At 51.9% G+C, this 14,847-nt stretch carries 16 protein-coding genes; 14 read left to right on the top strand and 2 right to left on the bottom strand.

Annotated features, from left to right (window positions below; genetic code table 11):
- Positions 1-5 precede the first annotated feature (5 nt).
- The 3 genes from ytfT to HV237_RS21235 all read left to right on the top strand — a co-directional run bounded on the left by ytfT (position 6) and on the right by HV237_RS21235 (position 3,232).
- Positions 6-1,028 carry a galactofuranose ABC transporter, ATP-binding protein YtfT gene (gene ytfT, locus HV237_RS21245; RefSeq protein ID WP_016155534.1) on the top strand — a complete coding sequence of 341 codons (1,023 nt, stop codon included), beginning with the start codon at positions 6-8 and terminating at the stop codon, positions 1,026-1,028.
- Positions 1,015-2,016 (top strand): galactofuranose ABC transporter, permease protein YjfF, encoded by a 1,002-nt coding sequence (gene yjfF, locus HV237_RS21240; RefSeq protein ID WP_016151457.1) that lies wholly within the window; start codon positions 1,015-1,017, stop codon positions 2,014-2,016. Before ytfT ends, yjfF begins: the two co-directional genes overlap by 14 nt.
- A 103-nt stretch (positions 2,017-2,119) precedes the next feature.
- The gene (locus HV237_RS21235; RefSeq protein ID WP_016155535.1) at positions 2,120-3,232 is read left to right on the top strand and encodes a methyl-accepting chemotaxis protein; all 1,113 of its coding nucleotides are present in this window, start codon (positions 2,120-2,122) and stop codon (positions 3,230-3,232) included.
- Positions 3,233-3,284: 52 nt separating this feature from the next.
- Here HV237_RS21235 and fbp read toward each other — a convergent pair whose 3' ends face one another.
- Complete coding sequence (gene fbp, locus HV237_RS21230) at positions 3,285-4,283, bottom strand: class 1 fructose-bisphosphatase (RefSeq protein ID WP_016151459.1); 999 nt, start codon at positions 4,281-4,283, stop codon at positions 3,285-3,287.
- 175 nt (positions 4,284-4,458) lie between these two features.
- On the opposite strand from fbp, the gene mpl reads away from it, so the two are divergent.
- The 5 genes from mpl to HV237_RS21205 all read left to right on the top strand — a co-directional run bounded on the left by mpl (position 4,459) and on the right by HV237_RS21205 (position 10,226).
- Entirely contained in the window at positions 4,459-5,835 is a 1,377-nt protein-coding gene (mpl, locus tag HV237_RS21225; RefSeq protein WP_016151460.1) for a UDP-N-acetylmuramate:L-alanyl-gamma-D-glutamyl-meso-diaminopimelate ligase, read from the top strand.
- A 287-nt stretch (positions 5,836-6,122) separates the two neighbouring features.
- Positions 6,123-6,875, top strand: a complete 753-nt coding sequence (locus tag HV237_RS21220) for a MurR/RpiR family transcriptional regulator (RefSeq protein ID WP_046275824.1) — start codon at positions 6,123-6,125, stop codon at positions 6,873-6,875.
- Complete coding sequence (locus tag HV237_RS21215) at positions 6,875-8,197, top strand: 6-phospho-beta-glucosidase (protein ID WP_047358566.1); 1,323 nt, start codon at positions 6,875-6,877, stop codon at positions 8,195-8,197. The genes HV237_RS21220 and HV237_RS21215 overlap by 1 nt, the downstream gene beginning before the upstream one ends.
- Positions 8,198-8,213: 16 nt before the next feature.
- Positions 8,214-8,903: a 6-phosphogluconolactonase gene (locus HV237_RS21210; RefSeq protein WP_047358565.1), complete on the top strand. Its 690-nt coding sequence runs from the start codon at positions 8,214-8,216 to the stop codon at positions 8,901-8,903.
- Positions 8,904-8,909: 6 nt separating this feature from the next.
- Positions 8,910-10,226 carry a PTS transporter subunit EIIC gene (locus HV237_RS21205; RefSeq protein WP_047358564.1) on the top strand — a complete coding sequence of 439 codons (1,317 nt, stop codon included), beginning with the start codon at positions 8,910-8,912 and terminating at the stop codon, positions 10,224-10,226.
- A gap of 63 nt (positions 10,227-10,289) precedes the next feature.
- On the opposite strand, the gene yjgA is transcribed toward HV237_RS21205, so the two are convergent.
- Complete coding sequence (gene yjgA / locus HV237_RS21200; RefSeq protein ID WP_016151465.1) at positions 10,290-10,841, bottom strand: ribosome biogenesis factor YjgA; 552 nt, start codon at positions 10,839-10,841, stop codon at positions 10,290-10,292.
- Between the two features lie 95 nt (positions 10,842-10,936).
- Here yjgA and pmbA point away from each other — a divergent pair, with 95 nt between their 5' ends.
- The 6 genes from pmbA to HV237_RS21170 all read left to right on the top strand — a co-directional run bounded on the left by pmbA (position 10,937) and on the right by HV237_RS21170 (position 14,836).
- Positions 10,937-12,289 (top strand): metalloprotease PmbA, encoded by a 1,353-nt coding sequence (pmbA, locus tag HV237_RS21195; protein ID WP_047358563.1) that lies wholly within the window; start codon positions 10,937-10,939, stop codon positions 12,287-12,289.
- Between the two features lie 47 nt (positions 12,290-12,336).
- Complete coding sequence (gene cybC / locus HV237_RS21190) at positions 12,337-12,723, top strand: cytochrome b562 (RefSeq protein ID WP_047358562.1); 387 nt, start codon at positions 12,337-12,339, stop codon at positions 12,721-12,723.
- A 330-nt stretch (positions 12,724-13,053) separates the two neighbouring features.
- Positions 13,054-13,362 (top strand): PRD domain-containing protein, encoded by a 309-nt coding sequence (locus tag HV237_RS21185; RefSeq protein ID WP_016151467.1) that lies wholly within the window; start codon positions 13,054-13,056, stop codon positions 13,360-13,362.
- 10 nt (positions 13,363-13,372) lie between these two features.
- Complete coding sequence (locus HV237_RS21180) at positions 13,373-13,735, top strand: SFCGS family glycine-rich protein (protein WP_003830384.1); 363 nt, start codon at positions 13,373-13,375, stop codon at positions 13,733-13,735.
- Positions 13,736-13,737: 2 nt separating this feature from the next.
- Positions 13,738-14,037, top strand: coding sequence for a DUF4312 family protein (locus HV237_RS21175; RefSeq protein WP_016151468.1), 300 nt, complete (start codon positions 13,738-13,740; stop codon positions 14,035-14,037).
- Positions 14,038-14,059: 22 nt separating this feature from the next.
- Positions 14,060-14,836 carry a DUF4311 domain-containing protein gene (locus tag HV237_RS21170; RefSeq protein WP_047358561.1) on the top strand — a complete coding sequence of 259 codons (777 nt, stop codon included), beginning with the start codon at positions 14,060-14,062 and terminating at the stop codon, positions 14,834-14,836.
- The last annotated feature ends 11 nt before the right edge of the window (positions 14,837-14,847 follow it).

Genomic DNA, 14,847 nt, shown 5'->3' with positions numbered 1-14,847 from the left:
TGGTGATGCCTCAATCTCTCCCTCAATCCACTCCGCCGCAACGGCGATTCCGCTGGCCAAAGGGCATGCCACAACTGGTGGCACTACTGCTGGTGCTGCTGGTGGATAGCCTGGTCGCGCCGCACTTTTATCAGGTGATTTTGCAAGATGGTCGGCTGTTCGGTAGCCCGATTGATATTCTCAACCGTGCCGCCCCCGTGGCGCTGTTAGCGATTGGCATGACGCTGGTAATTGCCACCGGCGGCATCGACCTTTCCGTAGGCGCCGTCATGGCTATTGCCGGTGCCACCACCGCGGCGATGACGGTGGCCGGGCACAGTTTGCCGGTGGTGCTGCTTGCCGCCTTAGGCTCCGGCATTCTGGCAGGGTTATGGAACGGGATTCTGGTGGCAATCCTCAAAATCCAACCGTTCGTTGCCACGCTAATCCTGATGGTGGCCGGACGCGGAGTGGCGCAGCTTATCACCTCCGGGCAGATCGTCACCTTCAATTCGCCCGAACTGTCGTGGTTTGGCAGCGGCTCGCTCTTACTGTTCCCCACGCCAGTGATCATTGCACTGTTAACGCTGGTGGTGTTCTGGCTACTGACGCGTAAAACGGCGCTGGGGATGTTTATTGAAGCGGTAGGCATCAACATTCGTGCGGCAAAAAACGCCGGGGTGAACACGCGCATTATCGTGATGCTCACCTATGTGCTGAGCGGTCTGTGTGCGGCTATCGCCGGCATTATCGTCACGGCGGATATCCGCGGGGCAGATGCCAATAACGCCGGATTGTGGCTGGAACTGGATGCCATCCTGGCGGTAGTCATTGGCGGTGGCTCGCTGATGGGCGGGCGCTTTAATCTGCTGCTGTCGGTGGTCGGGGCATTGATTATTCAGGGCATGAACACCGGGATTTTACTGTCGGGCTTCCCGCCAGAACTAAATCAAGTGGTCAAAGCCGTGGTGGTGTTGTGTGTGCTGGTCGTGCAATCACAACGCTTTATCAGCCTGATAAAAGGAGTGCGTGGTCATGATAAAACGTAATTTACCGCTGATGATCACCCTCGGCGTGTTTGTGCTGGGTTACCTCTACTGCCTGACACAATTTCCGGCTTTTGCTTCAACCAGAGTTATCTGCAATATCCTGACCGATAACGCTTTTCTGGGCATCATCGCCGTTGGCATGACCTTCGTGATTCTCTCTGGCGGGATCGACCTGTCCGTTGGCTCGGTGATCGCGTTTACCGGCGTATTTCTGGCGAAGGCCATTGGCTACTGGGGTATATCTCCGCTGCTGGCGTTTCCCCTGATTCTGCTGATGGGCTGTGCGTTTGGCGCGTTTATGGGGTTACTGATTGATGCGCTCAAGATCCCGGCATTCATTATTACCCTGGCGGGAATGTTCTTCCTGCGCGGTGTCAGCTATCTGGTGTCTGAAGAGTCGATCCCAATTAACCATCCGGTTTATGACATGCTCTCAAGCCTGGCATGGAAAATTCCCGGCGGCGGTCGCCTGAGTGCAATGGGATTGCTGATGCTGGCGGTAGTCGTCATTGGCATATTCCTGGCGCACCGTACGCGCTTTGGTAATCAGGTTTACGCAATTGGCGGCAACGCCACCTCTGCCAACCTGATGGGGATCTCAACCCGCAGCACGACCATCCGTATCTATATGCTGTCGACCGGGCTTGCGACGCTTGCCGGCATTGTCTTTTCAATTTACACCCAGGCGGGTTATGCGCTGGCGGGCGTCGGCGTTGAGCTGGATGCGATTGCCTCAGTCGTGATTGGCGGAACCCTGTTGAGCGGTGGGGTCGGTACGGTGTTAGGAACGTTGTTTGGTGTCGCCATTCAGGGGTTGATCCAGACCTACATTAATTTTGATGGCACATTAAGTTCCTGGTGGACGAAGATCGCGATTGGCATTTTATTGTTTATTTTTATTGCCTTACAGCGCGGTCTAACGGTACTTTGGGAAAATCGTCAAAGCTCGCCAGTAACCAGAGTGGGGACGGCGGCAACACCAAAGTAACATCCTGATTTTTCACTAAACATTTAAATACCTAAACTTTTTCCGGTTGTAGTCGATAGGTTCTGTACAGGTCTGTTTTAACCCTACAACCGGAAATATAACGATGCCAAAATCCCTTTCAATTCGATCAAGTTTGTTGGTGTTATTGTCTCTGCTAACGTTCCTTCTGTTGCTGACCGGCGGTATGGGGCTGTATGCCTCTACCCGTATCATTACTTCTTTGATTTACCACGGTATTATGAGCGCCTCGATGTTGGCTGCCCTCGCGTTGCTGGCGGTGATTTGGTTCATGTTGCGAAATAAGTTTCTCAAGCCGCTGGATAATATGGTTGAGCAACTGGAACGCCTGGCGACGGGGGATTTGTCGCCGGTTACCGCGCTGTCGGCCAGCGCCGAATTCAACCGTCTGAACGCGGCAATGGATGAAATGCGCCATGCGTTGGGCGACTCGGTACAGCGTGTCCGCGATGCCAGTTTACAAATTGATATTGGTAGCCGTGAGCTGACGGCCGGGAACCAGCATCTGGCGCAACGTACTGAATCGACAGCCACTTCGCTGGAGCAGACCGCCGCCAGTATGGAAGAACTCACGGCGACCGTGAAACAGAATGCGCAGAACGCGGAACAGGCACACCAGTTGGCAAAATCGGTGTCGGATACCGCCGATCGCGGCAGTGAGATGGTGTGCTATGTGATTGAGAAAATGCGCGATATTTCCGGCAGTTCCAGCCGAATCGCCGACATCCTCAGCGTAATCGACGGTATTGCTTTCCAGACCAATATCCTGGCGCTCAATGCTTCTGTTGAAGCGGCACGTGCCGGTGAGCAAGGGCGGGGCTTTGCGGTCGTTGCAGGTGAAGTGCGTAATCTGGCCAGCCGCAGCGCCGAGGCGGCAAAAGAGATCCGCACGTTAATCAGCGATTCACACACCCACGTGGGAGAAGGCAGCGAACTGGCGCAGCAGGCGGGCGAAACCATGGATGAGATTGCCAATGAAGTGATGCGCATGACTAAACTGATGCGCGAAATTGCCAGCGCGTCGCAGGAACAGAGTCGCGGCATTGAGCAGGTGAATATCGCGGTGATTCAGATGGATGAAACGGCGCAGCAAAATGCGGCGCTGGTACAGCAATCTTCAGCGGCTACCCGCTCGTTGGAAGAGCAGTCACATGCGCTGCTCGAAGCAATGGCGGCGTTTAAAGTACAAACGGCGTAGGGGATAAATTTGCCGGATGATGGCGTTAACACGTCTCATCCGGCAAAGCGTATTACGCGTCCGGGAATTCGCGGATAAAGCGTTCTACATCTTCAACCATATGGTCGTTACCTACGAAGAAGGAGCGACGCTGGTGCAGGCTTTCCGGGGTGATATCCAGAATGCGATCCTTACCATCGCTCGCTTTGCCGCCCGCCTGCTCGGCCAGGAAGGCCATCGGATTGCATTCGTACAGCAGACGCAGCTTCCCTTGCGGGTGGCTGGCTGTGCTTGGGTACAGGTAGATCCCGCCTTTGAGCAGATTACGATGGAAATCCGCAACCAGAGAGCCAATGTAGCGCGAGGTGTACGGGCGCTGAGTTGACTTATCTTCTTCCTGGCAGAATTTAATGTACTTCTTCACGCCGTTCGGGAATTTAATGTAGTTGCCTTCGTTAATGGAGTACGTGCTGCCTTTCGCTGGGAAGCGCATACGTTCCTGGCTGAGGCAGAATACGCCCAGAGAAGGATCGTAGGTGAAGGCGTGTACGCCACAGCCGGTGGTATACACCAGCATGGTGGAAGAACCATAAACAACGTAGCCCGCAGCAACCTGCTTGTTGCCTGGTTGCAGGAAATCCTCTTCCGTGACCGGCGTGCCGACTGGGGTTACGCGGCGATAAATAGAGAAAATCGTACCGACAGAGACGTTAACATCGATGTTGGATGAGCCATCCAGAGGATCCATCAGCACAACATATTTTGCGTGTTCACAGCCTTCAAAGACGACGATTTCATCTTCTTCTTCCGAGGCAATGCCCGCCACAATGTCGCGCGCCTTCAGTGCAGCTTTCAGTTTTTCGTTCGCGAACAGATCGAGTTTTTGCTGAACCTCTCCCTGCACGTTCTCAGCACCGCTGGCACCCAGGATATCGACCAGACCGGCCTTGTTGATATCGCGGTGGATGATCTTGGCGCCCAGCTTTATTGCCGACAACAAAGCAGTGAGTTCACCGGTAGCATGAGAAAACTCGTGCTGCTTTTCGACAATAAATTCACCTAACGTTTTCATAACACTTTCCCTGCAATTTATGTGGAGTAAAGCGACCGCAACAATATTAACAAATATTTCCATTGTCGCGCTTAGGTGAATCGCGCCAGCAAACTACGGAATATCCTGAAATGCGTTTCTCACTTGCCGGACATGTGCGTGAAATGGCCCCCAGATTAAAAAAGGATAGTGACGTATGCGCATTCATATTTTGGGAATTTGTGGCACTTTCATGGGCGGTCTGGCGATGCTGGCGCGCTCACTCGGTCATGAAGTAACCGGTTCGGACGCCAATGTGTATCCGCCGATGAGTACCTTACTTGAGAAGCAAGGCATTGATCTGATTCAGGGTTACGATGCCAGCCAGCTCGATCCGCAGCCGGACCTGGTGATCATTGGCAATGCCATGACCCGGGGTAATCCGTGTGTGGAAGCAGTGCTGGAAAAGAACATTCCGTACATGTCCGGCCCGCAGTGGCTGCATGACTTTGTACTGCGCGATCGTTGGGTACTGGCGGTTGCGGGGACGCACGGCAAAACCACCACCGCCGGAATGGCGACCTGGATCCTCGAAGCCTGCGGCTATAAGCCTGGCTTTGTGATCGGCGGCGTACCGGGGAACTTTGAGGTTTCCGCGCGTCTGGGTGAGAGCGACTTCTTCGTGATTGAAGCGGATGAGTACGATTGCGCCTTCTTCGATAAGCGTTCTAAATTCGTACATTACTGCCCGCGTACGCTGATCCTCAACAACCTTGAGTTCGATCACGCGGATATTTTTGACGATCTGAAAGCGATCCAGAAACAGTTCCACCACCTGGTGCGTATCGTGCCGGGCCAGGGACGCATTATCTACCCGGAAAACGACATCAATCTGAAACAGACGATGGCGATGGGCTGCTGGAGCGAACAAGAGCTGGTTGGTGAACAAGGTCACTGGCAGGCGAAAAAGCTGACCACTGATGCATCCGAATGGGAAGTGTGGCTGGACGGTGAAAATGTTGGCGTGGTGAAGTGGGGCCTGGTAGGCGAGCACAACATGCACAACGGTCTGATGGCGATTGCTGCCGCGCGCCATGTTGGCGTCGTGCCTGCGGATGCAGCCAATGCGCTGGGCTCGTTCATCAACGCCCGTCGTCGTCTTGAGCTGCGCGGCGAAGCCAATGGCGTGACGGTGTATGACGATTTCGCCCATCACCCAACGGCCATTCTGGCAACGCTTGCGGCGCTGCGCGGTAAAGTGGGTGGCACGGCGCGCATCATCGCGGTGTTGGAACCACGCTCGAACACCATGAAAATGGGCCTGTGCAAAGATGACCTGGCGCCGTCGTTAGGGCGTGCGGACGAAGTGTTCCTGCTGCAACCCCCGCATATTCCGTGGCAGGTAGCAGAAGTCGCTGAAGCCTGCGTTCAGCCTGCGCACTGGAGTGGCGATGTGGATGCGCTGGCAGATATGGTGGTGAAAACTGCACAGCCTGGCGATCACATCCTGGTGATGAGTAACGGCGGGTTTGGTGGCATCCATCAAAAACTGCTGGATGGCCTGGCGAAGAAAGCCCAGGCAGAAGAAGAGTAAAAAAATGCCCGATGGCGCTACGCTTACCGGGCTTACGATCCGTTGTGGGCCGGATAAGGTGTTTACACCGTTATCCGGCACTTTCTCAGGAGCACGATCTCCGTTGCCATCCGGCCTTCTGGTTACGCCATACTTCTCAACGGAATGGGAAGCCTCCATATGGAAATTTATAACTCAGATCGCAGAAATTAATTTCTAAATCATAAAATCTATTTCCGCTTTTCCCTTGCTAATATCCCCTCGAGAGCCAATGTGGCGTAAGTGCCACATAATAAAAGGTGCGCTCCATGCGAAAAAATTTAACCAATAATGAACTGCGAGTTTATAAATTCTGTCAGGAGAACCCTGCTGATGTTTATAAAATGAAAATTCATGAACTGGCAGATCGCGTTTATACTACCGCGCCATCTATTTCTAAGCTGGTAAAGAAATTAGGCTTTAATAATTTCCAGGAGTTTAAGGTCAACATTCGGGACGTATTCTCCAGATCGCAAAACTCGCAGCACCATAACGCGTTTGTTAGCGAATATATACAAGAAATGCAGGATGCTTTAGCCAGAGTGTCTGAGAATAAAGTCAAAGTCTTTTGTGATTTTTTGTCCGACTGCAATACGATTATCACCTGGGGATACGGTACATCAGATAGCGTGGCGAACTATGTTAGCTATAATCTGATGGTGCTGGGCTTTAATATCCTCAATGAAACAGACTACACCAACTGTAATGTCCGCAGCCGCTTTCTGACCGCTAACGATTGTATGCTGATTGTTTCCAACAGCGGTGAGTCAGAAATGCTGGAAGAGATAATTTTTAATGCCAGAAAAAACGGCATCAAGGTGGCCGCGATTACCAGCCGGGAAAACTCTACGCTGGCGCTTAAGGCCGATGCGGTCTTGATCTACAAAAACGCCATTATTAAAGATACTGCTTTCGAAAATATAAGCTATCCGATCCAGATAGCCATCGTAGATATTATGCTTTTCCATTTATCCAATGTCAGAAAAGTGTCGTTGAAATTTAATTCAAAAGTAGAAGACTAATGAAAAAACTAAAACTCGTGGTGATTGGTGCGGGTAGCAGCTATACGCCAGAACTGATTGAAGGTGTAATTAAAAACTACCACCAGCTTCCCATCTCTCACATCGCTTTTATCGACGTTGAAATGGGTAAAGAGAAAATGAACATCATTTTCGATCTCACCAAAAGAATGCTTGCCAAAGCAAATTTACCAATTGATGTCATCCAAACTTTTGACCGCAAAACAGCGCTGCTAGGTGCCGACTTCGTGGTGACTCAACTGCGCGTCGGTGGTATTGATGCCCGAATCGTTGATGAAAAACTGCCGAAGTCATACGGTTTTATTGGCCAGGAAACCAACGGCGCGGGCGGGATGTTCAAAGCTCTGCGCACCATTCCGGTCATCATTGAAATAGCGAATGAAATGAAGGCGATTTGTCCAAACGCCTGGCTGATTAACTTCACCAATCCAGCTTCCATGGTGACAGAAGCGGTACTCAAATACAGCCACAACAATCGGGTCATCGGCCTGTGCAATGGTCCTGTCAATATGACCCATCAGGTGGCCGGGCTGCTGAATGCTAACGTAGAGGATTTATACGTCGAGTTCAAAGGCTCCAACCATATGAACTTTATTACCAAAATTTTGCATAACGGCGTCGACCGTACCCGCGAAACCATCGAGATAATCAACGCCGCCGACGTCGATGCACTGAGCTTTAAAAACATCAGCAATGAGCAGTTTCATAAAGAGCTGCTGGCCGCCACCAATCTGATCCCCTCTTCCTATTTAAAATACTACCTCAAGACGACTGAAATGCTGGCCGAGCAGGAAGCAGCCGAGCAATCACGGGGTGAGATCGTCAAAAATATCGAAGCCGAACTGTTTAAAAAATACAGCGACGTTACGCTTCAGGATAAGCCTAAAGAGCTGGAAGCCCGTGGCGGTGCGCTTTATTCCACCGCCGCGCTGAACGTTATTCGCGCTATTTACCGCGACGATAAGAGCATTCAAACCGTCAACGTTCGTAACGGCGGTGCTATCACTAATTTACCGGAAGAGGCGGTAGTTGAAGTGAACTGTGTGATTACCCGTAATGGTCCGATTCCAATTTGTACTGGTGAGATCCCATCTCCTGCGAAAGGGATTGTTTCCATGATGAAAGACTATGAAGCGCTGATCGTCAAAGCCGCCGCCACCGGCGATTATCAAGCGCTTATTTCTGGCTTTATTTTCAACCCATTATGCTCAAGCGACACTTCGGGCGTGGCGTTAGTCAAAGAGATGCTGCTGGCCAATAAAAAGTATCTTCCTTTATTCGCCAAAAAGATTGAATCACTTTAATAGCGAGAAGAAACGGATGAAATGTACAACGTTTGATACCAATGCCGCGCTGGCTGAACAGGTCGTTAGTGAGCTATCCACGCTCAAACCACATTCTCGCGTGCTGATCCCCTCCGGTAGCACGCCTCACTGGATTTACGAAGCACTGGCAGCGACACCGTTTGCCGAACGCCTTACCTTCTTTGCGCTGGATGAGTGGGTCAACGTGCCCAGCGAATCAGATGGCAGTTGTCTGAACATGATTAATCAGGACTTTGTGCACAAATGTGCCTATCCGGTGCGGTTAGTCCATTTCAATCCGTTTGCCTCTACGGCACAAAATATTGCCCATTACCAAACCGCGCTCAACGGTGAAGAGTTTGACTATGTAATTCTGGGCGTGGGAATGAACGGGCATATCGGCTTAAACGAGCCGGGCGTGCCGTTTGATGAGGATTATCTACAAACTCAACTGGATGACGTAACAATTAACGTCGCCAGCCATAAATACTTCTCCGGAGATGTCACCCTCACCGAAGGTATTACCGTCGGGCTGAATAAAATCATCAAGGCTGGAAAAGTGATTGTCATCATCAACCACGATACGAAAAAGGATATTTATCAGGAGATTGTTAACGGCGATGCGCACCACACTCAGGTTCCTGCCATCTATATCAAGCAGTTCCCGCAGGTTAATTATTACGTGACAAAAAACCTTATAGGGTAAGCGGGCATGAGCATAACCTCTCTACTCGAACAAAAGATGTTGCCACTGGCCGAGAAAATCTCGTCAAACATCTACCTGACCGCACTAAAAAATGCGTTTATTGCCCTGATTCCCTTTTTGATTGTCGGTTCATTTTTCGTATTGTTAACCAACTTTCCTGTTAACGGCTATCACGAGTTTATGAGTTCGCTGTTAGGGGAAGGCGTGCTGGATAAGCTCAATTACGGGATTAACGCCAGCTACGGATTAATGACGCTGCTGGTGATTATCACCTTCTCAAAGGAGTTAGTTGAAAAGCTTAATCTCAGCCAAAGTTCCGCTATTTTACCGGTGGCGATCTTCTTCTTAATGTCGCCTGGTCATATTACGACAGGATCGGGAGAAATCGTCGTCGATGCTTACGCGCTGATCGACTTTAGCTCTGAATCGATGTTCTTAGGGATTATCGTCACTGTGGTCACCATCAAGGTGGTTCAGTTTCTGGAAAACAGGGCTTTTACCATCAAGATGCCTGCGAGTGTCCCGCCAGAGATTGCCAGGTCGTTTAAATCGCTGGTACCTATCTTCTTAGTGCTACTGTTCTGGATTATCATCAAGGTGCTGTTTGAGAACACGCCTTTTGGTACGCCGGGGAAATTTATCAGCGTCATGCTGCAACAGCCGTTGCTGTATCTGGGGAATTCCCTCTTATCGCAACTGATTGCTGAGATGATGATCAGTTTCTTCTGGTTCTTTGGGATCCATGGCGACTCTATCATGACATCCGTAATGGGGCCTATCTGGCAAACGCTCAGTGCGCAGAACCTGGCGCAAACTCAGGCCGGGCTGGTAGCGACCAACATCATTACTCAGCAGTTCAGGGATGTCTATTTGATTGCCGGCGGTACGGGCTTTACCGGAGCGCTGTTGATTAGCATCTTTATGGTTGCCAAAAGTACGCGATTAAAGCAGCTCTCACGGCTGGCGGCACCGGCGGCAATTTTTAACATTAATGAGCCGGTTATTTTTGGTTTGCCAATCGTGCTTAATCCGCTGATGCTTATCCCGTTTATCATTACCCCAATGGTGCTGTGTACGGTTACTTATGTGGTTATCGCATTCGGCTGGGTTCCCCCCACCTCTGGTATCTCCATTCCCTGGACAACGCCGATCTTTATTTCTGGTTTCCTCACCACCGGGATTTCAGGCATTGTTTTACAGGCCGTGAATCTGGTTATCGCCACCGCGATTTATACACCGTTCGTGAAGATTTTAGATAAGCAGTATCTGCATGAAGAGAGCCAGTCAGAGAACGCTATGGGCGAAATGCAGCCCCAGCAGTAAGAGCACAGAATCCAGGCCGGATGAAGTATTTACATCATCCGGCACTTTCTGCAGACGAAGAGATTAGATTTCGTTTTCCGCCAGTTCACGCAGATACTGGAAAATCTGACGTGCTGATTTCGGCGGCTTGTTGCCTTCTTGCTCTTTCTTCGCATTGCGAACCAGAGAACGAAGCTGCTGGCGATCGGCGTTTGGCCACAGGTTCAGCACTTCCGCTACCGCATCATCACCTTCGGCGATCAGGCGATCGCGCAGTTGCTCAAGCTTGTGAAACAGTACAACCTGTTGGTTGTGACGGTTTTTCAGCTTGTCCAGCGCCTGACGGATAGGATCAACATCGCGCTGGCGCAACATTTTGCCAATCAGCTGCAGCTGGCGGCGGCGACCTTCCATCTTAATACGCTGGGCCAACTCAATCGCGGCACGTAAATCCGCGTCGAGCGGGATTTTATCCAGCGCGTTTTTCCCCAGTTTCACCAGTTCCACACCCAGGTGTTTTAACTCCTCGGCGTCACGTTTTATTTCACTTTTACTAACCCAGATAATTTCATCGTCTTCGTCTTCGATGTCATCACCGGGAACGTCGTCGAGCCAGTCTTCGGGCTGCTTAGTCATGTCAGGCTCCTTAAAAAAAGAGGCTAATGTTACCAGTTAAGATGCGCACTGAAAAACGGTTCTCTGTTAGACTTCAGAGAAACTCTCTCTACATTATGGCATTTGCGATGAAAGTAATCTCACAAGTTGAAGCGCAGCGTAAGATTCTGGAAGAAGCGGTCTCGACGGCACTGGAATTAGCGTCAGGTAAGTCGGATGGCGCGGAAGTCGCTGTGAGCAAGACCACGGGTATTAGCGTCAGCACCCGTTATGGTGAAGTGGAGAACGTAGAATTCAATAGCGATGGCGCGCTGGGGATTACGGTTTATCACCAAAACCGTAAGGGCAGCGCATCGTCCACCGATTTAAGCCCGCAGGCGATTGCACGTACCGTGCAGGCCGCGCTGGATATTGCACGTTACACCTCACCGGACCCGTGCGCGGGCGTGGCAGATAAAGAACTGCTGGCCTTTGATGCGCCCGATTTGGATCTGTTCCACCCGGCGGAAGTTTCCCCTGACGAAGCTATCGAACTGGCAGCCCGCGCGGAACAGGCGGCGCTGCAGGCCGATAAGCGTATCACCAATACCGAAGGCGGCAGTTTTAACAGCCACTACGGCATCAAAGTGTTTGGTAACAGTCACGGGATGCTGCAGGGCTACTGCTCTACGCGTCATTCTCTTTCCAGCTGTGTCATCGCGGAAGAAAATGGCGATATGGAGCGTGATTACGCCTACACCATTGGCCGGGCGATGGGCGATCTGCAAACGCCGGAATGGGTGGGGGCAGACTGTGCTCGCCGCACCTTATCTCGCCTCTCTCCGCGTAAACTTTCCACCATGAAAGCGCCGGTGATTTTTGCCAACGAAGTGGCGACTGGGCTGTTCGGACATCTGGTCGGCGCTATTGCCGGTGGTTCTGTGTACCGTAAATCCACCTTCCTGCTCGACTCGCTGGGCAAACAAATTCTGCCGGAATGGCTGACTATTGAAGAACATCCGCACCTGCTGAAAGGGCTGGCATCGTCGCCGTTCGACAGCGAAGGCGTACGGACCGAACGCCGTGACATTGTTAAAGACGGTGTGCTGACCCAATGGCTGCTGACCAACTATTCCGCACGTAAGCTGGGACTGAAGAGCACCGGTCATGCGGGTGGGATCCACAACTGGCGAATTCCAGGACAGGGTCTAAGCTTCGAGCAGTTGCTCAAAGAGATGGGCACAGGTCTTGTGGTTACCGAGCTGATGGGGCAGGGCGTTAGCGGCATTACCGGCGATTACTCTCGCGGCGCGGCGGGTTTTTGGGTCGAAAACGGCGAAATTCAGTATCCGGTGAGTGAAATTACCATCGCCGGGAACTTAAAAGAGATGTGGCGCAATATTGTGACCGTAGGCAACGATATTGAAACGCGCAGTAATATTCAGTGTGGTTCGGTATTGTTACCGGAGATGAAAATCGCCGGGCAATGATACTCGTTAAGGCGTTAATTTTTTAATAATAAAAAAGGAAGTGAGCAATGCGTAAACACCTGTTAGCGATCGTCGCGGCTTCAACGCTGGTTCTTGGTTCTTCTGCGTTTGCAGCCGATCTCGAAGATGACATGGGGATCCTCAACGACAACCTGAAGGTCGTCGAAAAAACGGACAATGCGACTGAACTGAAAGACGCGTTGACCAAAATGCGTGCAGCCGCGCTGGATGCTCAAAAGGGAACGCCGCCGAAGCTGGAGAGCAAATCCCCGGACAGTGCGGAGATGAAAGATTTCCGCCACGGCTTTGACACGCTGATCGGTCAGATTGACGGCGCGCTTAAACTGGCGAACGAAGGTAAAGTCAAAGAGGCGAAAGCCGTTGCGGAAGACCTGAAAAAAACGCGCAACGAAAACCACAAGAAGTTCCGCTAATCTACTCTATCCGGCCTGCATAACCGTAGGCCGGATAAGACGCTGCGCCCCTGCATCCCATAAGTAAACGCTATCCCCATCACATTTTTTCATTTTTATCGTCCATTCATTGTTCGCATTTCCTTCCATTTTGCTGCTCACTCTTGCGATCTCAATCACATTCTTCCAGTGATTAATCGTGGTCCCGGCCCTTTTTGCGGCACAGATCACTATCGCTGCGCCCCTTTCCACTTCGAAGTGGAAAACAACTCGCTACAAACTTTTAACCCCCACCGCTAAGTTACCCTCAGAGCCACTAGTGGGGTAAGACGAGTGAATAACGGAGCTGTAATGAATGACATGGGGGAATCGGTGGAACTGGCCGACCGCATGCTGGCGCAGGTGTATGCCTTGCTGCGTGAACGCCACATTATTCCCAACGCTGTACAGGAACAGATGCTGACGTCGCATGTTCGCGCCATGGCGCACCGCTCGGTAACGGGTGAACCCTTACCAGAAGTCGATGCCAGCTTGTTTGATGAAATTTCTGCCGAATCAATGGCGCTTGCCCGTGACGTGGTCGCTGAGTTTGGCAATCTTCCTGAGGAAGAGGCCTGGCTGCTGTCGGTGCACTTCGAAGTCGCGAAAGACAACCTTTAAGGAGCAAAAGATGGAACAGATTACCGTAGTGATTGGCGATCGTCTGGGTAAAGGCCAGAAAGTGGCGGCAGGCGTTGAGAAAGCGGGCGGCCGTGCGGTTGTGGTGCCGGGCGTTGCGGCAGATATGAAGCTGGGTGACGTGATGAAAGCGGAAAACGCCACCTTTGGTATCTCGTTTTGCGGCAGTGGCGGCGCGGGTGCGATTACCGCGCAGACCAAATACGGCTACAAGGCGAAATACGGCATGCGCTCGGTTGATGAAGGGGTCACTGCCATCAACGAAGGTTGCAACGTGCTGGGGTTCGGTTTTATGGACAAAGAAGAACTCGGTGAGCGCCTGGTACAGGCGTGGCAAAAGAAACACGGCGCTTAAGCATGAAAGAACAATTCACCACCACGGTGAGAGTCACTGGCAAGGGCGAGGCCAAAGCGCGCGCCTTTGCCGATGCCCTGAACCACGTTCAGGCTGCGGTGATGAAAGCGTCGCCGCATATCTTACTGCGTATTGAGCCACAGGATGTGCAGGTTGTTCAAGCGCGTGAATCGGTGCGCAAAGAGGCATTTTTATTCCTCTTTTTGCGCCGGGAAAGACGCACCTTCAGCGTGGAGCTGGACGTGACCGTCAACGTGACTGCCATCAATCTCGACAAGGTGGATTTCGTTACGCAACGCTGATTCTTTATTAAAAGGCATAATTATGTTCCTGATAATATTAATAAAATCGCTCATCATCGGCGGCCTGGTTGGCGTCGGTGTCGGCGCTGGGGCTGCACGCATGTTTCATGCGCCTACCACTCAAGGGATGGGCGCGTTTCGTACTCTGGGAGAACTGAATTCCTGCGAAGGGGATCCGGCTTCTCACTTCTCGTTCGGCCTGGGCTTCTTCTTTAACGCCTGGGCTTCCTCCGTTGCGGCGGGGGCGTTCACTCAGGACGTCGACCATCGCATCATCCCCAACTGGGGCGCTGCTGCGCTGATGGTTAAAAACCGCAACGTCGGTGAAACGCTGCACGATCCCAAGCGCATTGCGATTGCCTGCGGCGTTATCGGGATGATCGTCGTGACCTTCCTGAACCTCACGGCGTCATCCGTACCGGAAGCGTTGCAGGTGACTGCCGTCAAGGTGCTGGTGCCTGCGGCTAACCTGCTGGTTAACACCGTGATGCCAGTGATCTTCTGGCTGGCGGCGATCGATGCCGGTAAAAAATCAGGCTTCTGGGCCACCGTCTTTGGCGGCGCGGCGCAGTTGATTATGGGCAACGCCGTTCCGGGTCTGGTCCTTGGCATTCTGATCGGTAAAGGCGTGGAAGAGAGCGGCTGGAACCACGTCACTAAAGTGATGATGGTGGCTATCGTCGCGCTGTTTGTCCTGAGCGGCTTCTTCCGCGGCTTCGACATGAAGATGATCGAATCCTTCCATCTGACCGTGCCTAACTGGCTCGAACTGATCCACAACTCGCTCAGCGGCAAATAACGGAGGCCATC

The organism is Citrobacter sp. RHBSTW-00570, assembly GCF_013739755.1.
GTDB lineage: Bacteria > Pseudomonadota > Gammaproteobacteria > Enterobacterales > Enterobacteriaceae > Citrobacter > Citrobacter braakii.
This window is presented reverse-complemented; position numbering and strand designations above follow the sequence as displayed.